General features: G+C 61.6%; 22 protein-coding genes. 13 read left to right on the top strand and 9 right to left on the bottom strand.

Features of this window, described 5'->3' with window-relative positions:
• Positions 1-6 precede the first annotated feature (6 nt).
• The gene (locus tag LUU92_RS19665; RefSeq protein WP_257102522.1) at positions 7-1053 is read left to right on the top strand and encodes a sensor histidine kinase; all 1047 of its coding nucleotides are present in this window, start codon (positions 7-9) and stop codon (positions 1051-1053) included.
• Here the strand turns inward: LUU92_RS19665 and LUU92_RS19660 are convergent.
• Complete coding sequence (locus LUU92_RS19660; protein ID WP_257102521.1) at positions 1023-2084, bottom strand: SDR family oxidoreductase; 1062 nt, start codon at positions 2082-2084, stop codon at positions 1023-1025. The two genes, LUU92_RS19665 and LUU92_RS19660, sit on opposite strands and share 31 nt — an antisense overlap.
• Positions 2085-2241: 157 nt before the next feature.
• Between LUU92_RS19660 and LUU92_RS19655 the strand changes: the two genes are divergently transcribed.
• Positions 2242-3039: a DNA/RNA non-specific endonuclease gene (locus LUU92_RS19655; RefSeq protein WP_071490180.1), complete on the top strand. Its 798-nt coding sequence runs from the start codon at positions 2242-2244 to the stop codon at positions 3037-3039.
• Between the two features lie 74 nt (positions 3040-3113).
• Here the strand turns inward: LUU92_RS19655 and LUU92_RS19650 are convergent, their stop codons facing one another.
• Positions 3114-3293, bottom strand: a complete 180-nt coding sequence (locus LUU92_RS19650) for a DUF1289 domain-containing protein (RefSeq protein ID WP_058425670.1) — start codon at positions 3291-3293, stop codon at positions 3114-3116.
• A 123-nt stretch (positions 3294-3416) separates the two neighbouring features.
• On the opposite strand from LUU92_RS19650, the gene LUU92_RS19645 reads away from it, so the two are divergent.
• On the top strand, positions 3417-4628 hold the full coding sequence (locus LUU92_RS19645; protein ID WP_071490179.1) for a YeeE/YedE family protein: 1212 nt from the start codon (positions 3417-3419) through the stop codon (positions 4626-4628).
• 1 nt (position 4629) lies between these two features.
• Here the strand turns inward: LUU92_RS19645 and LUU92_RS19640 are convergent, their stop codons facing one another.
• Both LUU92_RS19640 and LUU92_RS19635 read right to left on the bottom strand, forming a co-directional pair.
• Positions 4630-4791 (bottom strand): DUF2986 domain-containing protein, encoded by a 162-nt coding sequence (locus LUU92_RS19640; RefSeq protein ID WP_071490178.1) that lies wholly within the window; start codon positions 4789-4791, stop codon positions 4630-4632.
• A gap of 40 nt (positions 4792-4831) precedes the next feature.
• Positions 4832-5884 (bottom strand): alpha/beta hydrolase family protein, encoded by a 1053-nt coding sequence (locus tag LUU92_RS19635; protein ID WP_257102520.1) that lies wholly within the window; start codon positions 5882-5884, stop codon positions 4832-4834.
• Positions 5885-6128: 244 nt separating this feature from the next.
• On the opposite strand from LUU92_RS19635, the gene LUU92_RS19630 reads away from it, so the two are divergent.
• The 3 genes from LUU92_RS19630 to msrA all read left to right on the top strand — a co-directional run bounded on the left by LUU92_RS19630 (position 6129) and on the right by msrA (position 8662).
• Entirely contained in the window at positions 6129-6617 is a 489-nt protein-coding gene (locus LUU92_RS19630) for a hypothetical protein (protein ID WP_130898114.1), read from the top strand.
• 97 nt (positions 6618-6714) lie between these two features.
• Positions 6715-8061: a hypothetical protein gene (locus LUU92_RS19625; protein ID WP_257102519.1), complete on the top strand. Its 1347-nt coding sequence runs from the start codon at positions 6715-6717 to the stop codon at positions 8059-8061.
• A 94-nt stretch (positions 8062-8155) separates the two neighbouring features.
• Positions 8156-8662, top strand: a complete 507-nt coding sequence (msrA, locus tag LUU92_RS19620; RefSeq protein ID WP_257102518.1) for a peptide-methionine (S)-S-oxide reductase MsrA — start codon at positions 8156-8158, stop codon at positions 8660-8662.
• A 160-nt stretch (positions 8663-8822) separates the two neighbouring features.
• On the opposite strand, the gene LUU92_RS19615 is transcribed toward msrA, so the two are convergent.
• The 4 genes from LUU92_RS19615 to LUU92_RS19600 all read right to left on the bottom strand — a co-directional run bounded on the left by LUU92_RS19615 (position 8823) and on the right by LUU92_RS19600 (position 11643).
• Positions 8823-9155: a DUF6124 family protein gene (locus tag LUU92_RS19615; RefSeq protein WP_078049491.1), complete on the bottom strand. Its 333-nt coding sequence runs from the start codon at positions 9153-9155 to the stop codon at positions 8823-8825.
• A 322-nt stretch (positions 9156-9477) separates the two neighbouring features.
• The gene (locus LUU92_RS19610) at positions 9478-10728 is read right to left on the bottom strand and encodes a flavin-containing monooxygenase (RefSeq protein ID WP_257102517.1); all 1251 of its coding nucleotides are present in this window, start codon (positions 10726-10728) and stop codon (positions 9478-9480) included.
• Between the two features lie 20 nt (positions 10729-10748).
• Positions 10749-11195, bottom strand: a complete 447-nt coding sequence (locus LUU92_RS19605) for a type II 3-dehydroquinate dehydratase (protein ID WP_071490172.1) — start codon at positions 11193-11195, stop codon at positions 10749-10751.
• Positions 11196-11220: 25 nt separating this feature from the next.
• Positions 11221-11643 (bottom strand): RidA family protein, encoded by a 423-nt coding sequence (locus LUU92_RS19600; RefSeq protein WP_222540117.1) that lies wholly within the window; start codon positions 11641-11643, stop codon positions 11221-11223.
• 182 nt (positions 11644-11825) lie between these two features.
• Here LUU92_RS19600 and LUU92_RS19595 point away from each other — a divergent pair, with 182 nt between their 5' ends.
• From LUU92_RS19595 to argE, 7 genes are all read left to right on the top strand, one after another.
• On the top strand, positions 11826-12800 hold the full coding sequence (locus tag LUU92_RS19595) for a LysR family transcriptional regulator (RefSeq protein ID WP_071490171.1): 975 nt from the start codon (positions 11826-11828) through the stop codon (positions 12798-12800).
• 210 nt (positions 12801-13010) lie between these two features.
• Positions 13011-14528 carry an amino acid ABC transporter permease/ATP-binding protein gene (locus LUU92_RS19590; protein WP_071490170.1) on the top strand — a complete coding sequence of 506 codons (1518 nt, stop codon included), beginning with the start codon at positions 13011-13013 and terminating at the stop codon, positions 14526-14528.
• 27 nt (positions 14529-14555) lie between these two features.
• Entirely contained in the window at positions 14556-15428 is an 873-nt protein-coding gene (locus LUU92_RS19585; protein ID WP_257102516.1) for a phytanoyl-CoA dioxygenase family protein, read from the top strand.
• Between the two features lie 28 nt (positions 15429-15456).
• The gene (locus tag LUU92_RS19580) at positions 15457-16287 is read left to right on the top strand and encodes an ABC transporter substrate-binding protein (protein ID WP_071490168.1); all 831 of its coding nucleotides are present in this window, start codon (positions 15457-15459) and stop codon (positions 16285-16287) included.
• Positions 16288-16341: 54 nt separating this feature from the next.
• Positions 16342-17073: a class II aldolase and adducin N-terminal domain-containing protein gene (locus LUU92_RS19575; RefSeq protein WP_071490167.1), complete on the top strand. Its 732-nt coding sequence runs from the start codon at positions 16342-16344 to the stop codon at positions 17071-17073.
• A gap of 10 nt (positions 17074-17083) precedes the next feature.
• Complete coding sequence (locus tag LUU92_RS19570; protein ID WP_071490166.1) at positions 17084-17758, top strand: DUF1028 domain-containing protein; 675 nt, start codon at positions 17084-17086, stop codon at positions 17756-17758.
• Complete coding sequence (gene argE / locus LUU92_RS19565) at positions 17755-18903, top strand: acetylornithine deacetylase (protein WP_222540116.1); 1149 nt, start codon at positions 17755-17757, stop codon at positions 18901-18903. The genes LUU92_RS19570 and argE overlap by 4 nt, the downstream gene beginning before the upstream one ends.
• 115 nt (positions 18904-19018) lie before the next feature.
• Here the strand turns inward: argE and LUU92_RS19560 are convergent, their stop codons facing one another.
• Complete coding sequence (locus LUU92_RS19560; RefSeq protein ID WP_257102515.1) at positions 19019-20269, bottom strand: acyl-CoA dehydrogenase family protein; 1251 nt, start codon at positions 20267-20269, stop codon at positions 19019-19021.
• Positions 20270-20286 lie beyond the last annotated feature (17 nt).

Below are 20286 nucleotides of genomic sequence, written 5' to 3'. Positions count from 1 at the left end.
TGACCCATGAGTAATTCGGCGGGAGAGGACGCGCGTAAAGTGGCCAATGCGGCCCATGAGCTGTTCCTGCTCGGCCAGAAAATCGTTGAAGCCCGTGCCGTACTGGCTGTGCTGCAGCAACAACTGGAAGGCGCCAACACTCGCCTAGAGGATACCCAGCATGTCGAGCAACTGATCGAGGCCAACCAGCAGTTGGTGCTGGCACTGCTCCTGGCCCAATCCGACACTGTCGCGGCGCCGAAGGTAGAGGACCAACTGCTGTTCCAGAAGCTGCGCGAAGCCAATGCGCAACTGGTGTTCGCCGCACTCAGCGCCCAGGACCTGCAGGTCACCGCCGAACGTGCGTTAGGTCAGCAGAAACGCATCCTGGCGATGGTCGCCCATGAACTGCGCAACCCGCTGACGCCTATCAGTCTGATTGCCGAGCGCATGGTCCGGCTACCCAGCGACGAACTGCCGCGTATGCGTGAATTGATAGAGGGCCAGGTCCAGCATATTTCCCAACTGGTCGATGACTTGCTGGATGTCTCGCGTGCCAGCACCGGCAAGCTGCGCATCCACCGTCGCGAGGTGGACATGCTGCGTATCCTGAATGCCGCTGTCGAGGCCTATAGCCCAGTGATGATCGGTCGAAAGCAGCAATTCGATGTGGTGTTGCCGGATGTTATCCCGAGCCTGTACGGCGACCCCGTACGGCTTGCGCAGATCCTGCACAACCTGCTGGGCAACGCAGCCAAGTACACGCAAGCGGCTGGCCGTATCGCGATGGTGGTGAGCGTAGAGGCCGGGCAACTGAAGATCAGCATTGCCGACAACGGCATTGGCGTGACCGCCAAGGCCTTGCCGTTCATTTTTGATCCTTATGTGCAAGATGCCCACGCCATCGGTTTCAACAGCGCCGGCCTGGGTATTGGCTTGACCGTGGTGCGCGAACTGGTCGAAGCCCACGGCGGTACAGTGACGGGCATGAGTGAAGGACACGGCAGGGGCAGCGAGTTTGTGGTCGTGCTGCCGCTATCCAGTCAAGGGATCAGCCGTGCATCGCGCAACTGATCGAACACGTCGAAAAAGGCCTGGTCGCTGGCCTGGTAAGCGGTGAAACCCAGTTGGCGGCTCTTGGACATATCGGTGACCACCTCGATCGGCCGTCCCAGGTCGGCGTCGGTGTGCCATGGCGAAATGAGTCGGCTGATGTCGGCTTCTTTCAGCCCGTACTGCGCCGCGATCTGGTTCCAAGTGGCCTGGTCGTCGGCCATCTGGCGCTCGAGTGGGGCAGGCGCGGCTGGGAACGGTGCTGGTGCAAGGCCGAAGTAATCGGCAATCTGCCCCCACATCCATTGCCAGCGGAAAACATCGCCATTGGTGATGTTGAACGCCTGGTTGGCAGCCGCTGACGTGGTGGCTGCCCATAGCTGTTGCTGGGCCAATTGCCGCGCATCTGTCATGTCGGTGAGGCTGTCCCATTGCACGCGGGAGCCTGGGAACACGAATGGGCGCCCGGTGTATTTGCACACGCTGGCGTAGACGGCGAGGGTGGTCGCCATATTCATCGCATTGCCCACAGCGACACCCGTGACGGTGTGCGGGCGGTGCACGCTCCAGGTGAAACCATCTTTCTCGGCCGCAGCGAACACTTCGTCTTCCTGGGCGTAGTAGAAATTCTCCACGTCCAGGCGGCCTTGGTCTTCGCGGAACGGAGTTTGCGGCAGGCTGCCCTTGCCATAGTTTTCAAAGGGGCCGAGGTAGTGCTTCAGCCCGGTGACCAGCGCTACGTGTTGCACACTGCCGGTGGGGCGTAAGGCGTCCAGCACGTTGCGCACCATGGCGGCGTTGACGCGGATGTTCTCGACTTCCGTGGCCTGGCGCGACCAAGTGGTGATGAATACGTGGGTGGGTTTTAACGCGGTCAGTGCCTGCTGTACGGTGGCCGGGGATTGTAAGTCGGCGCTTATCGGGATCACGCCGGGCACCTGGGAGGGGCTGCGTGAGAGCGCGGCAACCTGCCATTGGTTGTCCAGCAGTAATTGGGTGATGGCGCTACCAACGATGCCGCTGGCGCCGACGACTAAGGCTGTCTGGGTCATAAAATTCCTCCGAGGATGTAGGGTTCTGAACCCTTGCATGTAGGAGAGGTTCAACCTTTACCGAAAGCCTGGCGGCACCAAACAGGTATCTGAGGGTCCATAGGCCCCGCACGAATATTCGCGCGTGTCCGTTTACCCTTACCATAAGATCTAACGCATGTACCTACGCAACGTTGCAGTCGGGCTGTCGGCCCTCGTTTTGCTCTCCACCGCTGTAGACGCACGCAGCCTCGCCAATCCCTATACCCCCACCCAGCAGCGCAGTTCGTTTGACGGTTGCGCCCAACTCTTTCCTGCCACCAGACCGATCAACACCGCCACCGTCCCGGCGTCGATGAAGCCTCTGGCCCTGTGTTCGGACACCTTTGCGGTGCTGTACTCGCAAACCAGCAAGACCCCGCTGGTGGTCGTCGAGCGCCTGAATGCCGCGCAATTGAAAGACGCCAAAGGCGAGGAGCGCACCAACCAGTTCTATGCGGACCCGCGCATTCCCCAGGGTGGCCGCGCGGAGCTGAGCGACTACCGCAGCCAGCACCCGGCCGTGGACCGTGGTCACCAGGCCCCGGCCGCCGATGCGCCTGACGCGCACGCCATGGCGCAGTCTTTTGCCCTGTCGAACATGGTGCCCCAGGACCCCACCAACAACCGCAAGGTCTGGAGCAAGGTCGAGGCCGACGTGCGCAAGTTTGCCGTGCGTGCCGGTGGCGACGTGTATGTGTTCACCGGCCCGTTGTTCGACCCGGGCTACGGCACCATCGGCCACAACAAGGTCTGGGTGCCGACGCGGTTGTTCAAGCTGGTGTATGACGCCTCCAGCAAGCGCGCCTGGGCCTATGTGCTGCCCAACGCCGAGACGCGCATCCAGAAACCGATGGACTACGCGACGTTTGTGAAGAGCACCGGGCTCAAGCTGCTGGGTGATCTTCCGGTGTCGGGGTCGGTGGGGCGGGGTTGACCCCCATCTTGCGGGCCAATCGTGGTGAGCAGGCATCTGTGGCAAGCCCGCTCGCCACAGATGCATGAACAGCTTTACCTGGCTTTTTTCAACGCCTTGAGGCGCTGTGTCGCACGCTGTACGGCCGCCATCTTCTCCGGGCGTTTCATGCGTTTCCATTTGCGGATGTCATCCTTGGTGCGTCCGCAACTGACGCAGAGGTCGCCGCTGAGCTGGCAGAGGGAAACGCACGGGTTCTCGATGTCTTTGGCCACGGGTTCACCGGCTGATGGAGGAAAGGGGCGACGTCAGGCCACACGCATCCCGGGATTATCTACACACAAGGGTATACTCGCCACCCTCGCAGCCTACTCCTTTCAAACAGACCGAGATTCCCCATGAGTACCTCTCTGCCTCTCACCCCCGCGCGCAAACCCGTCGCGCCGCTGGTGGCCTTTATCATCCTGGTGCTGGGCGCCCTGTTCCTGCAAAACAGCGTCGGTTCGCACCAGGTGTTGTTGCTGGTGGTCGGCGCGGCACTGGGCTTGACCCTCTACCACGCCGCCTTCGGTTTCACTTCGGCCTGGCGCGTGTTCATCAATGATCGCCGTGGCGCTGGCTTGCGCGCGCAGATGGTGATGCTGGCGCTGGCGGTGCTGCTGTTCTTCCCGGCGCTGGGGGCGGGCACGCTGTTCGGGCAGCCGGTGACCGGGCTGGTAGCGCCGGCCGGGGTGTCGGTGGTGTTCGGGGCATTTATTTTCGGCATTGGCATGCAGCTGGGCGGCGGTTGTGCGTCGGGCACGCTGTTCACCGTCGGCGGCGGCAATGCGCGCATGCTGGTCACGTTGCTGTTCTTTATCTGCGGTTCGTTGATCGCCACGCACCATGTTGACTGGTGGTTCGGGCTGCCGGCGTTCCCGGCGGTGTCCATCGTCAAGAGCTTCGGCGTGGTGCCGGCATTGGGCTTGAGCCTGGCGGTGTTCGCGATCATTGCGCTGGTGACCGTACGGCTGGAGAAGGGTCGCCATGGTCAATTGGAAGAGGGCGTGAAAAGTGAGCACCGAGGCCTGCGCCGCTTTCTGCGCGGGCCGTGGCCACTGGTGTGGGGCGCCATCGGCCTGGCCCTGCTCAACTACGCCACCCTGGCGCTGGCGGGACGGCCCTGGGGCATCACCTCGGCGTTCGCGCTGTGGGGCGCCAAAGTCGCCAGCGGCCTGGGTGTGGACGTGGCCAGCTGGGCGTTCTGGCAGATGCCGGGCAATGCCAAGGCCCTGGCCGCGCCGGTGTGGGAAGACATCACCAGCGTGATGGACATCGGCATCGTCCTCGGTGCGCTGCTGGCCGCCGGCCTGGCCGGGCGCTTTGCCCCCAGCCTCAAGATTCCGGCGCGCTCGCTGGTGGCGGCTGTGATCGGCGGCCTGCTGCTCGGCTACGGCTCGCGCCTGGCGTACGGTTGCAACATCGGCGCGTACTTCAGCGGCATCGCCTCGGGCAGCCTGCATGGCTGGGTATGGCTGGTGGCGGCGTTTATCGGCAACAGCGTGGGCGTGCGGTTGCGGCCGTTTTTCTTTGCGGGGGAGCGGCGGCAGGTGGCGTTGAGCGGTTGCTGAGTCAGCTTTCCGGGGAAAGGCTTGGGTCCTGGGCAGCTTCGGCCGCGAGCTTTTCCCGGTCTGCCTTGCTGATGTACTTGTCCTTCTTCTTCGGCGCCAATTTGGCGTTGGCCTTCCTGGCTTTTTCCTTGAAGAGCTGCTGGAGTTTTTTCTGGCGGTTCATGTGGTTCTCCCCGGGTTGTACAGGCCCGGGATGATACCAGCTAAAAATCGGCCGCCGCGCGCCGTGCCGCTGTCCGCCCCAAAAAACCGGTGATCAGATCCAGCACCTGTTGCTGAATCACCGCCCTTGGCCGAGCCCCCTCGCCATCACGGCAAATCATGCCATCGCCCGGCGAGTCTTCTTCGATCAACGCCATGCCACCCGGCTTGCAGATCGACATAAAGCTGAAGTGCGTAGCGTCGCTGATCTCCACATACTCGGTCGAGGCCTTTGGCATACGCCTGACCATATCGGCGGACTCCAGGTTGGGGTCCATATCTTCCGTTGGCACGCCCCCCGCAATCACCAGCGCTGGCACCGGCAGGGCGGCCAGGCTGGCGTCGGTGAAGCCGCGCGACAGGCCCAGGTCCAGGGTCACCACGGCGCCGACGCGTGGGTCGCGCAGGTCAGCGGCCAGTTGGGCCTTCGCCGCCGGTGTCGCGGCGGGTTTGATCTGCTGGTAGCCAATGCAGCCGCCCAATTTAGGGTGAGTGTTGCAGTCGCGGGCGAAGAGGTCCGGGTCGAAACGCGCGCCGGCGATTTCCATGGCAGTCCAGCCACCGATGGAGTGGCCGACCACGGCGATACGGTTGTTTGCCACGGTGCCGAACTGCGTCGGCTGGGCGATCACCGCATCGATGGCCCGGCTCAAGTCTTTGGGCCGTTGCCACAACTGCGCAGCGGCCTGGGGGCTGCGATCCTTGCTGGTGGTGCCGGGATGGTTGACCGCCGCCACGATGTAACCCTGATGGGCCAGGGCGCTGGCCAGCCACACCTGGTTGCCCCAGTTGCCGCCGTAGCCGTGGGAGAGCACCACCAGCGGATGTTCGCCGCTCGCTGCCGGCGCATCGGGCACTGCCAAGGCACCGAAAAACACGGCGTCATCGCGGATCAACTCAGGCGTAGCTGCGGTGGCGGCGGGGTACCAGACCACCATTTGCAGCGGGCGTTGTGCATCAGGGACGTTGATGCTCTTGAAGCCGATGGGCGTGGTGTCGGCGAATGCAGGCATCGCCAAGCCAATCAACAGCAGCGCGGTGAGGGTGGTTTTCACGGTTTTATCGTCCTTGATGTGAGGGCGGCATCATGCCTTGGAACAGGGGTTTTTAATAGAGGGGAGGCGGGACTAGGAAGTTACTGACAAAGTCCTACTTGTAAGTATTACAGATAAGGGCTTCATGTTTTTAGGAAGCGGGTGCCTTACTTGAATTGAAAAATCGTGCAAGGGTAGTGGTGTGATTCCTACTGCTGGAATGATTGGAACCTCAGGTATTAATTTGTGAACTAGGGTGAAGATTATGAAGAGCTCGAAAAGTATCAATAAGGTTTGGCTTGCTGTGGGTGTTGTTTTAACTATTTTTACAAAAAATTCCGTGTTGGCGGCGGAGGGCGTCTTTACTAAAACGGTGGCACCAACTCCCGTATTGGTACTGTCCAATTCTAATACTGTGCCGAGTCGTGAATTCGCAAACTTTAGCGTGCTGGCTGCGGATATTCCCTCAGGAACACTCCAAGACCCCAAGCAGATATCAGAAATTCGGTGGAGTACAACGTACTATCCTGGGACACTGAGTGAGAAGGTTGAGCTGTGTTACTTTCGCTCCTTCAGTGCTGAAAAAGATTGTCGTGATATCTTTCCGAGTTCTTCGGGTGTGCTGATGGATTTTAACAATCAGTCATTCGGTCATGGTTCAAAAGTTACGATTTTTCATACGGTATTGGGCGGCACTCCACCTTACGCTCGTCCTGCCGGCGTTGATTCTGTGACAATTAAATATAGCTATTAGTGTGGTGTGATGCCCGCAGCCAATTTGGCTACGGGTATTTGGATAGGTAAGAAACTTTTACATGACCATTCACATGCCTAACGCAAGGTGAATACTAATGATCACTATCAGCCCTAATACCTCCTCGTCAAACAATCGCGTGACGAATGATTCCGTCGGCATTGTTATTCCGTCCACAGTCTCGCCTGACAACGCCGAGGCTGATACACCCCTCTCTATGCGTAATGACGGCACCATGACCGTCTCAATCCTGGCGCGTCAATTGAGTGATGCGGCACAGCGTGCGGAAACGCCCATGGCCCAAAAGAACGCCGACTCCCTAGAACCCATCACCGACGAACAGTATTTCGCCAACAAGGCACAACACGACGCAGAGATTCCAACGGCCAATAATCCTGAACTCCTGGCCCGTGCGCGACAAGCGACAGGTTTCCTCAACGGCCATGACAGCAACCCCTTCAAGGGACTCGGGCGAGACCAACTCAACCTGATCGCCCGCGACAACGGCGGCGCCTTCACGGTTAACGAGCGAAGGGTGGCGTGGGAAACCGTCCAGTCGATGGCGCCTTCAGGTGTTTCTTATCCTGAGCCAGTCCCCATTAACGGTCGTGAGACCTTCATTTCGCGCATGTTTCACAATGGCGAACCACCCGTTGCCCTTCCACCCGCGACCTTTGAAAACGGCACTCAAAATCGCAACGACTTTCTCACCCTCGATGACCGTGCCTTGATCTCGGATATGTACGCTTATGCACATTCAGAAGGTGCGGATCTACGTCACGTCGACCGATTGGTTTATGCACTCGCTGACTATCGTTATTTCAGCGACGGTCGCCAACTCATTAGCAATAATGGCTATTACGTCGATGAGTATTGGACGACGTTCGATTTCAAGCCGGAGGACGCCACCATCGCTTCACGGATACTGTCCAGTTCAGCGCTCGGCAGCAGCCGTATTGACCCGGGTTTTGTGAAGCACATCCTGGATCCGGGCATTGGGGTGTACTCCCACTTTGGCGGCATACCGTTCCTGGAGCGTATGGTGAAAAAATTCTCCAGTGAAGGTGCGGATCAACCCCCCCTCTGCAGTGAGTACGTCACCTTCAACTACGCCAAGGCGGCGGACCATATCGTCACCACCACGCACAAGGACATAAAACTCCCCCCCTCCGAGGCTCTCTTCGAAGTCGTCAACGGGGTGTGGAACCTCACCGAATACGGCAAGGCCGCCGGCTATGTACTGGATGTGGCTAACCGCCGTGTCTATAAGCCAGAGGAACCAGCAAGCGTTCCAACTCACCCGGTTTCAAACGTGAACGGGCCTGACGGTGAAGCTTCCAACAAAACCTTTCTGGACGCTCTCGGTGAGACTCGCGAGCCGCCCCAAGCACGCTGGATCTGGCCCGGCCACCTGTTCAAATTGATGAAAAACTTCAAACCCTGAGCTCCCGGCGCACTGCGTAACAAACCGTGAATCTTGCTATTGGCCAACACGGCCCCATAACTAGGCAGGTATTCACTTATCGCAAGGGCAGACCATGACCAACTCAACCGAAACCGCCATCCTCGCCGGCGGTTGCTTCTGGGGCATGCAGGACCTGTTGCGCCGCTACCCCGGCGTGCTGCACACCCGCGTCGGCTACACCGGCGGCGATGTGCCGAATGCCACCTACCGCAACCATGGCAACCACGCCGAAGCGATTGAAATCGTGTTTGACCCGGCGGTGATCAGCTACCGGCAGATTCTGGAGTTCTTTTTCCAGATCCATGACCCGAGCACGCCGAATCGGCAGGGCAATGATTTGGGGACCAGTTATCGTTCGGCGATTTATTACCTGAGTGAGCAGCAGCGGGAGGTGGCCGAAGATACGGCGGCGGACGTGGATGCATCGAAGCTGTGGCCGGGGAAGGTGGTGACGGAGATCGAGCCGGCGGGGCCGTTTTGGGAGGCGGAGCCGGAGCATCAGGATTATCTGGAGCGGATTCCCAATGGCTATACCTGCCACTTTATTCGGCCGAATTGGAAGTTGCCCAAGCGTGGCTGAAAGCACTGCCTGGAAGCGCGAGTCGTTGTAAGGGGCAGCCCTTTCAAGGTCGTTAGGTAGAACTGACGATAAGTACCCTGTGGCGAGCGGGGCAAGCCCGCTCGCCACAGTTGCAGTGTTCGCCCTTATGGGACGGCATCAGCCGGATATGGCCGGTTTCTCAAAGACCTGGATCGGCTAGCGTAGCTTCGCGCTCCATCAGCTTATCCACCAACAAAACCCCCAACTCACTCAACTGGTGAATGGCCAGCACCACATCCCGCTGTTTACCCGTCAACGCCTCCGACAGGTCGAGCAGCAAGGCGCTGACCGAGGAAAAGGTTTCGTAGCTGTTGACGATCAATGTTTCGTTGCTGGCATCGCTGGCGATGCTGAAGAGTGGCGCAGGTGGTGCTTCGGCACCGGGGTTGAGGTAATGGTCAATCGCACGATTCGCCGCATGATTGAGCTTCAGGTCGGGACCGTTTGGAGGATTGGGCGTGACTTTGAACATGTGTGTTGTACCTGTTTTAGGGCCAACACCTTTTCGCTACTAAACGAGAGGGTGGCGGCTGTACGCAGGTTAGTAGACCGGGGAAACACACAAAGCCGGCGCGCCCGAGGGCGCCCTGCGCACAGCCACCATCAAGCACAGACAAGAACATCTGATCGATGAGGCTCATGCACTTTATGTTGTCACTCGGGCTACTAAACCCGATCACTGAGTGTTCAGCGACCGAGCCACCTTAGAGACGCTCACCCAAGCGCACAAGCCGGCGGATTCTGACGCAAGCTTAGGCAACCGGGCAAGGCTCGCGCCTTTCGTCCCGGCAGGATTAGGACTTGTCGTACGCCCTGTACGCGTTCTGCAGCACGATATGGTCCGCCACGTACTTCGCATCGTGCCAAACCCCATAGATAAATGAAGATGCGCGGTTGACCAGGTTCGGCAAACCCAGGAAGTAAATTCCGCTCTGTGCCGAGATCCCGCGTTTGTGGAACGGCTCGCCTTTCTCGTCGAACGCGTCCACCTTCAACCAGCTGAAATCGAACTTGAAGCCGGTGGCCCAAAGGATTGTGGTCACGCCCGCTTCAGCCAGGTCCAGGCTCAACATCGGGTTCACCAGGCACTCTGGATCGGGCAACAGTTCCCAGGCCTGTGGCTCCGGCGGGAACGGCAAGCCATTGGCCTCGATATACGCATCCGCATCGCGCAGTACGTCAAAGTAAGCGCGGTCGCCTTCAGCCACGTTCTCGGCCAACCCCGGTTGAAACCTCATCACGCCTTCCGCCCAGTCCTGGGTAACGCCCACCAATTGAATGCCTTGATGTGCCAGTCGGCGAAAGTCCACCGTCTTGCCGCCTTCGTAACCACTCACCGCAAACGCCACGTGCTTTTTCTTCGGCTGGATCTTGACTTCATCCCACAAGCCCAACGCGCCCAGCCACCAGCAATAGTCGCGGCCACGATAGGCGCGGGGCGGGCGGTAGTGTTCGCCCACCGAGAGGTACACGGTCTTGCCGGCCTTTTGCAGTTCTTCGGCGATCTGCGAGCCGGAGGCACCGGCGCCGACCACCAATACGGCGCCTTCGGGGAGTTGGCCGGGGTTCTTGTAGGCGCAGGAATGCAGTTGGTGCAACGGTGCGCTGGCGGGGACGATGTTCGGGATTGACGGGCGCTGGAACGGGCCGGTGGCAGCAACGACGTTGGCGGCTTCGATCACGCCCGCGGAGGTGGTGACCTTGAAGCCGGGGCGGCCTGCGTGGCGTTCCACCGACTGGACTTCCACGCCCGTGCGGACAGGGGCCTGCAACTTATCCGCGTAGGCCTCGAAGTAGTCGGCCATGCGCTCTTTCGGCGGGAAGGCTTCCGGCGAAATGCCTTCGAAGGTGAGACCGGGAAAGCGGTCATGCCACGCCGGCCCGTTGGCGACCAGAGAGTCCCAGCGTTCCGAGCGCCAGCGTTCGGCAATGCGGTGGCGTTCCAGCACGAGGTGGGGCACACCCATCAAGGACAGGTGCTCGCTCATGGCGACGCCGGCCTGGCCTGCGCCGACGACCAAGGTGTTGATTTTTTCGACGGACATAGGCGGTTCCTGAACAGTCATTAGGCGGTTTGGCCTAGCAATTCGGCCACAGCCGTGATTGCCAGTTGGTAACCCAGCGCCCCCAACCCGGCGATCACACCGGTGGCGGCCCTGGACACATAGGAGTGGTGCCGGAAGCTTTCGCGCTGCCAGATATTGCTCATGTGCGCTTCGATGATCGGGCCGTCGAACGCCAGCAACGCATCGAGGATCGGCACCGAGCTGTAGCTGAGCCCGGCGGCGTTGATCACGAGGGCGTCGGCGTGCAGGCGTGCTTCCTGAATCCAGTCCACCAGCACGCCTTCATGGTTGCTCTGGCGAAAGTCCAGCGTCAGGCCCAGGGCGGCGGCGTGGCGTTGGCAGCGGGCGTCGATGCTGGCGAAGCTTTCGCTGCCATAGGTGCCGTTTTCATCCAGCCCATACAGGTTGGCGTTAGGCCCGTTGAGGAAAAACACACGATGGGTCATGGGGCACTCCAGGCAATCAGCGCTTTCATACGGCCCAATCGTCCGGCACCACGGCGATCACATCGATCTCCATCAACCATTCCGGCTGGCCCAGCCCGGAGATCACCAACCCAGTGGAAATCGGGAACACACCTTTGAGCCACTTGCCCACCTCCTGGTACACCGGCTCGCGGTAGCGCGGGTCGATCAGATAGGTGGTGGTCTTCACGATGTGCGACAGGTCCGAACCTGCTTCTTCCAGCAGTAGCTTGACGTTCTTCATCGCCTGCTCGGCCTGGGCGCGCGGGTCGCCGAGGCCGACCAGGTTGCCGTCGAAATCGGTGCCGATCTGGCCGCGCACGTAAATGGTGTTGCCGGCGCGCACGGCCTGGCACAGGTCGTTGTCCAGCGCCTGGTTGGGGTAGGTCTGTTGGGTATTGAACATGCGGATGCGGGTGTGGGTCGGCATAACGGCAACTCGTGGGAAGCGGGATAGATCCAGCTTCACACCGCCCCGGCTGCGGCGAAACCAGCATTTGCGCGGGGTAGTGCTTAGGAAAAACCGAAGCCCGTGCAGGTCATCGGTTTGCGCCTGACCCGGCACGAACCCTGCAACACCACCGGTACAGTCATTGTTGAGGGGCAGGCGTCATGCTCAGTCGTATTACTCAGCGTCAACTGGAGTATTTCGTCGCGTCGGGAGAGGCGGGCAGCATCAGTGCGGCCGCCGAGCGCATTCATGTGTCGTCGCCGTCGATCTCGGCGGCGATCACCCATATGGAGGCGGAGCTGGGCATTCAGTTGTTCATCCGCCATCACGCCCAGGGCATTTCCCTCACGGCGGTGGGGCGCCTGGTGATGCAAGAAGCCAAGCTGATCCTGGAGCAGATGACCAACCTCTACACCATCGCCTCGGAGTCCTTGAACACGGTGCGCGGGCCGTTGCGCGTGGGTTGCCTGGAGTCGCTGGCGCCGATGATCACGCCAGAGCTGGTGTTCGGTTTCGGCCGTGCGTTTCCCGGCGTACGGCTGACGCAAGCCGAGGGCAACCATGAAGAGCTGCTGGAAAAACTGCGCAGCGGCGAGCTGGATATCGCCCTGACCTACGACCTGGTGACCAGCCCGGACATCGACTTCCAACCCCTGGCGCAACTGCCGCCCTACGTGATGGTGGGCGAGTACCACCCACTGGCGAACTCACCGGCCGTGAGCATGCAGGACCTGGAGGCCTTCCCGGTGGTGCTGCTCGACACGCCGTGGAGCCGTGACTATTTCCTCAGCCTGTTCATCCAGGCCGGCACCACACCGAACATCATCATGCGCTCCACCAACCTTGAAACGGTGCGCGCCATGGTGGGCAACGGTATCGGCTATTCCTTCGCGAATGCGCGGCCCAAATCGAACATGTCCCAGGACGGCAAGCGCGTGATCCGCCTGCGCCTGGCGGGTGCACACCGGCCGATGCGCCTGGGCTACGCCACGGCCAGCAACACCCAGCTGTCGCGGGTGGTGTCGGCGTTTGCCGAGCGGTGCCGCATGTTTGTGTCCGACCAGTACATCCCCGGCATGGCGCCGCCGAGCTTTTTTGACCCGCATGCGGTGCGGGTGTTGAGCGGTGTGGGCTGAGCTTGCACCAGTAAGTGGCATGCGCAATACGGCCGATTCAAGCCTGCACCAAAGGTGGGAGGGGGCCCCTCCCACATTGGATTTTGGTTGCTCTCAGGCTGCATAGGTTCTGCCTACCCAGTGCCCCGGCTTTTACGAATTGACCCCAACCGCCTCCCGCCACGACTCTGAACCCATCGATGTAGATCAACTTCTCAGGGCACAGCGACGATGACATTCGACTGGAACTACATGTTGGGTTTGCTGGGCGATGCCGAGTTCTGGCGCGCGACGTGGACGGTGATCAAGCTCAGCACCCTGACCTGGGTGTTGAGCATTGGCCTGGGCTTTCTGCTGGCCCTGGCCAAGCAATCCAGACATGGCCTGCTGAGCGTGCCGGCCCGCGGCTACATCTGGCTATTTCGCAGCCTGCCGTTGCTGGTGCTGCTGATCTTTATCTACAACCTGCCGCAAGCGTTGCCCGGTACCTCGGCGGTGCTGGCCGACCCGTTCTGGTCCGGCCTGTTGGCCCTGGTGATCTGCGAGACCGCCTACGTGGCTGAGATCCATCGCGGTGGCCTGCTGTCGATTCCCAAAGGGCAGGGCGAGGCGGCTCGGGCGCTGGGCCTGAAGTTCTTCGGCACCCAGTGGCGCGTGGTAATTCCCCAGGCGCTGCGGGTGGCGTTGCCGTCGCTGGCCAACGAATACATCTCCATCGTCAAGCTCACCTCCCTGGTGTCGGTGATCTCCCTGACCGAGATCCTGATGGTCGGCCAGCGCCTGTATTCGCAGAACTTCCTGGTGATCGAAACCATGGCGGCGGTGGCGTTCTTCTATGTGTTTATCGTCACGGTGTTCGACTTCCTGCTCAAGCGCCTGGAGCGCTTTCTCGACGTCAACCAGCGCAACGTGTCCCGTGTTCCCGATGCGGCGGTGCTGGCCCTGGCGACCCAGCAGCGCACTGCCTTGGCGCGCCCGGCCAATAATGGCGAGTCGGCGTTGCAGGCCACGCGGTTGCACAAGGCCTACAACGATATCGAGGTATTGGGCTCGGTGAATCTGCAGATCCAGCCCGGTGAAGTGGTGTCTGTGATCGGTCCGTCGGGCTCCGGCAAGACCACGCTGATCCGCCTGCTTAATGGTCTGGAGCAACTGGACAACGGCGAGATCAGGATCAATGGCCAACCCTTCATCCACTTGAACAAAGTCGGCGCGCAGAAACCCCAGTACATCGAGCACGCCGAGCATCGCCTGCACATCGGCATGGTGTTCCAGAGCTTCAACCTGTTCCCCCACTTGAGCGTGCTCGACAACCTGCTGATGGCGCCCAAGTACCACCGCCTGGGCGCGACCGCCGAACTCAAGCAACAGGCCTACGCGCTGCTGCACAAGGTCGGCATGCTCGACCACGCCTGGAAGTACCCGCACCAGTTGTCTGGCGGCCAACAGCAACGCGTAGCCATCGCCCGCGCCTTGATGATGCGCCCGCAGATCATGCTGTTCGATGAGCCTACCTCGGCGCTGGACCCGGAGAAGGTCAACGAGGTGCTGCAGGTGATCGAAGCCCTGGCCGAGGAGGGCATCACCATGGTCATCGTCACCCACGAGATGAACTTTGCCTTCAAGGTCTCCGACCGCATCGTGTTCATGGAGAAGGGCCGCGTGGTCTGCGACGACACGCCGGGCGTCTTGCGCAGCGGCCACAACCCACGCGTGGAGGCGTTCCTCAAGGACGTCTCGCTGGCGTGATCTCTTTAACGTTCAGGAAACACTAAAATGATCGAGCAATCGCAAATCGAACAATTCCAGCGCGACGGCTTCCTGGTGGTCGAAGGCGTGCTGTCGCAGGATGAAGTGGCCGCGTTGCAGAACGACTTCGACCAATGGGTGGAAGAAAGCCGCAGCCATGACCGGGGTTGGGGCGCCACTGTCGATGGCCGTGAGCGCTTTGACCTGGAGGGCGACCACCGCGCCGACCACCCGTCCCTGCGCCGGGTCAGCTCGCCCACGGAGATTTCGCCGGCCTATGAGCGCGTGGCGTTGCACTCGCGCATGGCGGCGATTTCCGCGCAACTGATCGGCGCCCAGGGCACGCGTTTTCACCACAGCAAGATCAACTCCAAGCTGCCCCACACCGCGACGCAGGTGAAGTGGCACCAGGACTTTCTGTTCACGCCCCACAGCAACGACGACATCGTCACCGCCTTGCTGATGGTCAGCGAAGTGACGCCGCAGAACGGCCCGCTGAACGTGATCCCCGGCAGCCACAAAGGCCCGCTGTGGTCGCACTGGCAGCATCAGCGTTTCACCGGTTCGGTGGACGACAGCGTGGTCGCGCAACACTGCCAGCAACCGGTGGCCTGCTACGGGCCGGCCGGCTCGGTGTGCTTCATGCACACCCGGCTTTTGCATGCTTCCAGCCCAAACGAGACCGAACTGCCGCGCACGCTGTTCATCAGTGTCTATGCCGCTGAAGACGCGCTGCCCTTCGGCGAAAACCCGTTGCCCAGCGCACATGCCGGCCTGTTGGTGGCCGGTGAAGAAAGTGGCTTGGTGCGTTCCACCGACAACCACATGCGCCTGCCGCAGAAGCCCCGTGGTGCCTCGTTCTTCGTGCAACAGGCGGGACAAGATTCAGCCACTGCCTAACCCCCCTAAACCCTTGCAGGTAATCACCATGACAGCGTTTCGTAAAAGTGTTCGTCCCCTTGCCGTGTGCCTGCTGGGCGCAGCCGTTGCACTGACCTCGTTGGCCGCTTCGGCGTTCCAGCAGGACGGCAAGATCATCGCCGGTTCCGACGTGACGTTCTTCCCCTATGAGTACATGGATAACAACAAGCCGGCGGGTTTTGATATCGAGTTCATGGACGGCCTGGGCAAGGTCATGGGCCGCCAGGTCGAGACCCTCGACACACGCTTCCCCAACCTGATCACTGGCCTGCAGGCCGGGCGTTTCGATGTGACCAACTCGTCGATGTACATCACCGCCGAGCGGGTCAAAGTGATCGACATGATCCCTTATCTGAAAAGCGGCGAGTCGATCCTCACCCTTAAGGACAGCGCCTTCCAGCCCAAGACCCCGGAAGAGTTCTGCGGCCACAAGATCGGCTCCATGGGGGCCACCTCGTGGCTGGCGCAGATGAACAAGCTGTCCACCGAATACTGCGTCGCCAAGGGCCTGAAGCCGATCCAGATCAGCGAATACAGCACTGACCCGCAAACCACCCAGGCGCTGCTGGCCCACGCCGTCGAAGCGCAGATCACCGATGCCGCCGTGGCCCGAGGCGTGATCGACAAGCTCGGCAGCCGCGTGGTGATCTCGTCCGACACCCTGATCTACCCGGTGCTCAACGGCTTCGGCGTGAAGAAAGGCAATGACACGGTGAAAAAAGCCCTGCTCGACGGCCTGGAAAAATACCGCGCCACGCCGGAGTACGCCGCCCTGCTCAAGAAGTACAACTTCCAAGCGCCGACCGATGCCGACATCGCCGCACTGATGCCGAAGTAAACCTACACGCGCGTGCCGCATTCGCCTGCGGCCGCGCCCTGCGGAGAGCGATCCATGGCGTTATCCCACGAAGAACAGACGCGCATCGACCTGGCGGCGACCTTTCGCATCATCGCCCATCTGGGCATGCATGAAGCGGTGGCCAACCACTTCAGTGCCGCCGTTTCGGCCGATGGCAAACAGTTTCTGCTCAACCCGAAGTGGAAGCACTTTTCGCGTATCCGCGCGAGCGATCTGTTGCTGTTGAATGCGCACGACACGGCCTGTGCCGATCACCCCAACGTGGACGCCACGGCCTGGTCGATCCACGGGCAGATCCACCGGCTGTTGCCACAGACCCGTGCGGTGCTGCACCTGCACCCGGTGTACACCACCGCGGTGGCGTGCCTGGCCAGGCCGCACATCCCGCCGATCGACCAGAACACCGCGCGTTACTTCAACCGCGTAGCCGTGGACGAGTTGTACGGCGGCATGGCCGACACCGAGGCCGAAGGCGCACGGCTGGCCGGGTTGCTCGACGGCAAGACGCGCTTGTTGATGGGTAACCACGGCGTAATGGTCACGGCCGGTTCCATCGGTGAAGCGTTCGACGACATCTGGACCCTGGAACGTTCCTGCCAGATCCTCGTCACGGCCTGGTCCACCGGACAGCCGTTGCGGGTGCTGTCCGATGAAGTGGCGGAAAAAACCGCGCGGGGCTGGGAAGGCATCGCGGACTTTTCGCGCCAGCATTTCGAAGAAATGAAGCAGCTGATGATCGACGCTGACCCTTCCGTGCTCGATTGAGGACACCTCCATGACGTTTTCGGTTGTCGCCCGCTGCGCCGAGACGGGCCAGTTGGGCATTGCGATCAGCTCATCGAGCATTGCCGTGGGCGCGCGTTGCCCATGGCTGCGTCCCGGCGTGGGCGCGGTGGCATCGCAGAACATTACCTTGCCGAGCCTGGGGCCTCAGGTGCTGGATTTACTGGAGCAGGGCCTGACACCGAGTGAAGCGCTGGCGACGTTGGCCGGTCAGGATCACAGCGAGTATCGCCAGGTCAGCGTGATTGATCACTTGGGCCGCACCGCGCATTTCAGCGGTGCGCAGACCCTGGGTATTCACCACGCAGTGAGTGGCGAGCAATGCGTGGCGGCAGGGAACATGTTGGCCAACCCCGGCGTAATCGAGGCCATGGTGGCGGCGTTCGAAGCGGCCCCGGGGCACCTGGCCGACCGCCTGCTGGCCGCGATGCACGCCGGTGTGGCAGGTGGTGGTGAAGCGGGGCCGGTGCATTCGGCGGCGCTGGTGATTGTCGATGACCTGCTGTGGCCAGTGGTCAATCTGCGTGTGGATTGGGCCGATGCGGACCCGATCAGCGCCCTCGACCAACTCTGGCAAGCCTATCGCGGGCAACTGCAGGATTACATCGACCGCGCCCTCAACCCGCAGATCGCACCGGGTTATGCGGTGCCGGGAGATGACCGATGAACAGCCGCGACCTGCTGGCGCAACTGGTGCGTTTCGACACCACCAGCCGCGAATCCAATCTGGCCTTGATCGACTTCGTGCGCACCTATTTGCAAGACCACGGCGTGGCCTGTGAGCTGGTGTACAACGCGCACAAGAGCAAGGCCAACCTGCTTGCGACCATTGGCCCGGCGCAGGTGCCCGGCATCGTGTTGTCCGGGCATACCGATGTGGTGCCGGTGGACGGGCAGCGCTGGCGCGTGGCGCCGTTCGAGCTGACCGAACAGGACGGCAAGTTGTACGGCCGTGGCACGGCGGACATGAAGGGCTACATCGCTTGTGTGCTGGCGTGCGTGCCGGCGTTGGTGCAGGCGCCGTTGCGCATGCCGGTGCATATCGCCCTGTCCTACGATGAGGAAGTCGGTTGCCTGGGCGTGCGCTCGCTGATCGAGCGGTTCCACGGGCAGCCGGTAAAGCCGCTGCTGTGTGTGATTGGCGAACCCACCGAACTCAAGCCGGTGCTGGGCCACAAAGGCAAGCTGGCGATGCGCTGCCAGGTGCATGGCGCGGCGTGCCATTCGGCGTACGCGCCGGCGGGCGTGAACGCCATTGAATACGCGGCGCGCCTGGTCAGCGAATGGGTGCGGCTCGGCGAAACGCTCAAGGCGCCAGAGCATCTGGATGCGCGTTTCGACCCGGCGTTTTCTACGGTGCAGACTGGTTTGATCAGTGGCGGCAAGGCGCTCAATATCGTGCCGCAGGACTGCAGTTTCGACTTTGAAGTGCGCTCGCTGCCGGCCCAGGATCCCTGGCAGGTGGTGCAGCAACTGCGTGACTACGCCGAGTACTCCCTGTTGCCGGCGATGCGGGCGGTGAGTGCGCAATCGGCGATCAGCATCAGTGAGTTGTCGAGCTATCCCGGGCTGGCCACATCGCCTGAAAGCCAGGCCGCCGAATGGGTGGCGCAGTTCTGTGGCTCGCAGGATTTTGGCACGGTGGCCTTTGGGACAGAGGGTGGTCTGTTCGACCAGGCCGGTATTCCTACGGTGGTGTGTGGGCCTGGCAGCATGGAGCAGGGCCACAAACCGGACGAGTTCATCAGCCTGGCGCAGTTGCAGGCCTGCGACCGGATGTTGGCGCGGGTGCTGAAGTTTGTGAGCGTGTAGGTTACCTGTGGGAGGGGGCTTGCCCCCGATGGCGATGGGTCAACTAACAATGCAGTGACTGGATGTCCGCAATCGGGGGCAAGCCCCCTCCCACCTTTGATCTTTGTTGTGCCCTCTAACTGTCAGTGCTTTTTGCCACACCCACCCGCCACTGCGCAGGCGGCAGGACTCCATTGACCAGGTAATTGCCTACGATCCGCGACTTGTACACCCGCGGGTTATGGTTCGCCAGGGTGCGCGCATTGCGCCACAGCCGGTCCAGCGCCTTGCTGCTGGCGGTGGCACTGGCGCCCAGGGCGTCGAACAAGGCGGTGGTCGCGGCCAGCGTCGCATCCACCACCGGGTTCACCGCCAGGCACACTTCCAGCTCGGCCAATGCAACCTGCGGATCATCGTCATGCAGTGGCTGGTCATGGGCAATCACAGACTGCGCGGTGTACTCCAGGCGTTGCGCCGCTTGCTGGGCAATCGCTTGAGCAGCGTAGGCTTGGCTCGCGACTTCGCCAATCACCTGTAGCAGTTGCACGTCCTCGCCTGCGGTGTCGGCATTGCCCGTGGTGAAGGTGCGGGCGCGCTGGCTGAGTTCTTCGGCACCGCTGAGGGCGGCGCGTCGGGCGATTCCGGCGAGGGTGCTGAGGTGGTAGAGCTGGAAGAACGACTGTCCATGGCCGAAGCGCTGTTGGGTGGGGCGCGCATCGTTGTCCATCACCGGTGCGTGATCGAAGATGCAGGTGCCGCTGGCGGTGAGGCGTTGGCCGAAGCCGTTCCAGTCGTCGACGATCTTCACGCCGGGGGCTTTCAGGTCGACGACAACCGTATACACGGTGCCGTTTTCACCGGTCGCGATGGTATTGATCAGGTCGCTGTAGAGCGCGCCGGTGGTGTAGAACTTCTTGCCGCTGATGCGCAATGCGCCGGCGGCATCGCGGTGCAGGCGGGTGTCGAAATCGCCACGGGCTCCGTTGCCGACTTCGGTGCTGCCGGGGGAGAGCAGGGCGCCTTGGCCGAGGCGGTCCAGCCACTTGGCGCGCCAGTCGAGGTCCTTGGCGCTGAGTACGTCTTCGCAAAAACCAAAGTGGCCGCGCAGGGCCTGGGTGATGTTGGAGTCGGCGGCGGACAGTTCCGCAAGCAGCGTGAGCAGCTCGACCAGGGTCGCATCCTGGCCGCCATAACTGGCCGGCAGGCGCCAGCGCGGCAGACCCAGGGCGTTCAGTTGCTGGATCACCGTGGCGAGGCTGGCGCGTGTCTGATCCGCCTCGGCGGCCTGCGCGAGAATGTGCGCAAACAGTGGGCGAAACGGCGCGGCCAGTTGTTCGTAGCGGGCAGTGGGCGGAGCGCCCCAGATATTCAAAGCGGGAATCGACATGCAATGGACCTTGCTGA

Origin of the sequence: Pseudomonas extremorientalis (assembly GCF_024584605.1) — a bacterium.
In the GTDB taxonomy this organism is placed as follows: Bacteria; Pseudomonadota; Gammaproteobacteria; order Pseudomonadales; family Pseudomonadaceae; genus Aquipseudomonas; species Aquipseudomonas extremorientalis.
The sequence above is the reverse complement of the archived record's forward strand: the minus strand, read 5'-3'. Positions and strand labels throughout refer to the sequence as shown.

What these genes read in the sequence shown, in the direction of transcription:
- LUU92_RS19665 (WP_257102522.1), top strand. Translation starts at nt 7, where the DNA reads ATGAGTAATTCGGCGGGAGAGGACGCGCGTAAAGTGGCCAATGCGGCC.
- LUU92_RS19660 (WP_257102521.1), bottom strand. Translation starts at nt 2,084, where the DNA reads ATGACCCAGACAGCCTTAGTCGTCGGCGCCAGCGGCATCGTTGGTAGC.
- LUU92_RS19655 (WP_071490180.1), top strand. Translation starts at nt 2,242, where the DNA reads ATGTACCTACGCAACGTTGCAGTCGGGCTGTCGGCCCTCGTTTTGCTC.
- LUU92_RS19645 (WP_071490179.1), top strand. Translation starts at nt 3,417, where the DNA reads ATGAGTACCTCTCTGCCTCTCACCCCCGCGCGCAAACCCGTCGCGCCG.
- LUU92_RS19640 (WP_071490178.1), bottom strand. Translation starts at nt 4,791, where the DNA reads ATGAACCGCCAGAAAAAACTCCAGCAGCTCTTCAAGGAAAAAGCCAGG.
- LUU92_RS19630 (WP_130898114.1), top strand. Translation starts at nt 6,129, where the DNA reads ATGAAGAGCTCGAAAAGTATCAATAAGGTTTGGCTTGCTGTGGGTGTT.
- LUU92_RS19625 (WP_257102519.1), top strand. Translation starts at nt 6,715, where the DNA reads ATGATCACTATCAGCCCTAATACCTCCTCGTCAAACAATCGCGTGACG.
- msrA (WP_257102518.1), top strand. Translation starts at nt 8,156, where the DNA reads ATGACCAACTCAACCGAAACCGCCATCCTCGCCGGCGGTTGCTTCTGG.
- LUU92_RS19615 (WP_078049491.1), bottom strand. Translation starts at nt 9,155, where the DNA reads ATGTTCAAAGTCACGCCCAATCCTCCAAACGGTCCCGACCTGAAGCTC.
- LUU92_RS19610 (WP_257102517.1), bottom strand. Translation starts at nt 10,728, where the DNA reads ATGTCCGTCGAAAAAATCAACACCTTGGTCGTCGGCGCAGGCCAGGCC.
- LUU92_RS19605 (WP_071490172.1), bottom strand. Translation starts at nt 11,195, where the DNA reads ATGACCCATCGTGTGTTTTTCCTCAACGGGCCTAACGCCAACCTGTAT.
- LUU92_RS19600 (WP_222540117.1), bottom strand. Translation starts at nt 11,643, where the DNA reads ATGCCGACCCACACCCGCATCCGCATGTTCAATACCCAACAGACCTAC.
- LUU92_RS19595 (WP_071490171.1), top strand. Translation starts at nt 11,826, where the DNA reads ATGCTCAGTCGTATTACTCAGCGTCAACTGGAGTATTTCGTCGCGTCG.
- LUU92_RS19590 (WP_071490170.1), top strand. Translation starts at nt 13,011, where the DNA reads ATGACATTCGACTGGAACTACATGTTGGGTTTGCTGGGCGATGCCGAG.
- LUU92_RS19585 (WP_257102516.1), top strand. Translation starts at nt 14,556, where the DNA reads ATGATCGAGCAATCGCAAATCGAACAATTCCAGCGCGACGGCTTCCTG.
- LUU92_RS19580 (WP_071490168.1), top strand. Translation starts at nt 15,457, where the DNA reads ATGACAGCGTTTCGTAAAAGTGTTCGTCCCCTTGCCGTGTGCCTGCTG.
- LUU92_RS19575 (WP_071490167.1), top strand. Translation starts at nt 16,342, where the DNA reads ATGGCGTTATCCCACGAAGAACAGACGCGCATCGACCTGGCGGCGACC.
- LUU92_RS19570 (WP_071490166.1), top strand. Translation starts at nt 17,084, where the DNA reads ATGACGTTTTCGGTTGTCGCCCGCTGCGCCGAGACGGGCCAGTTGGGC.
- argE (WP_222540116.1), top strand. Translation starts at nt 17,755, where the DNA reads ATGAACAGCCGCGACCTGCTGGCGCAACTGGTGCGTTTCGACACCACC.
- LUU92_RS19560 (WP_257102515.1), bottom strand. Translation starts at nt 20,269, where the DNA reads ATGTCGATTCCCGCTTTGAATATCTGGGGCGCTCCGCCCACTGCCCGC.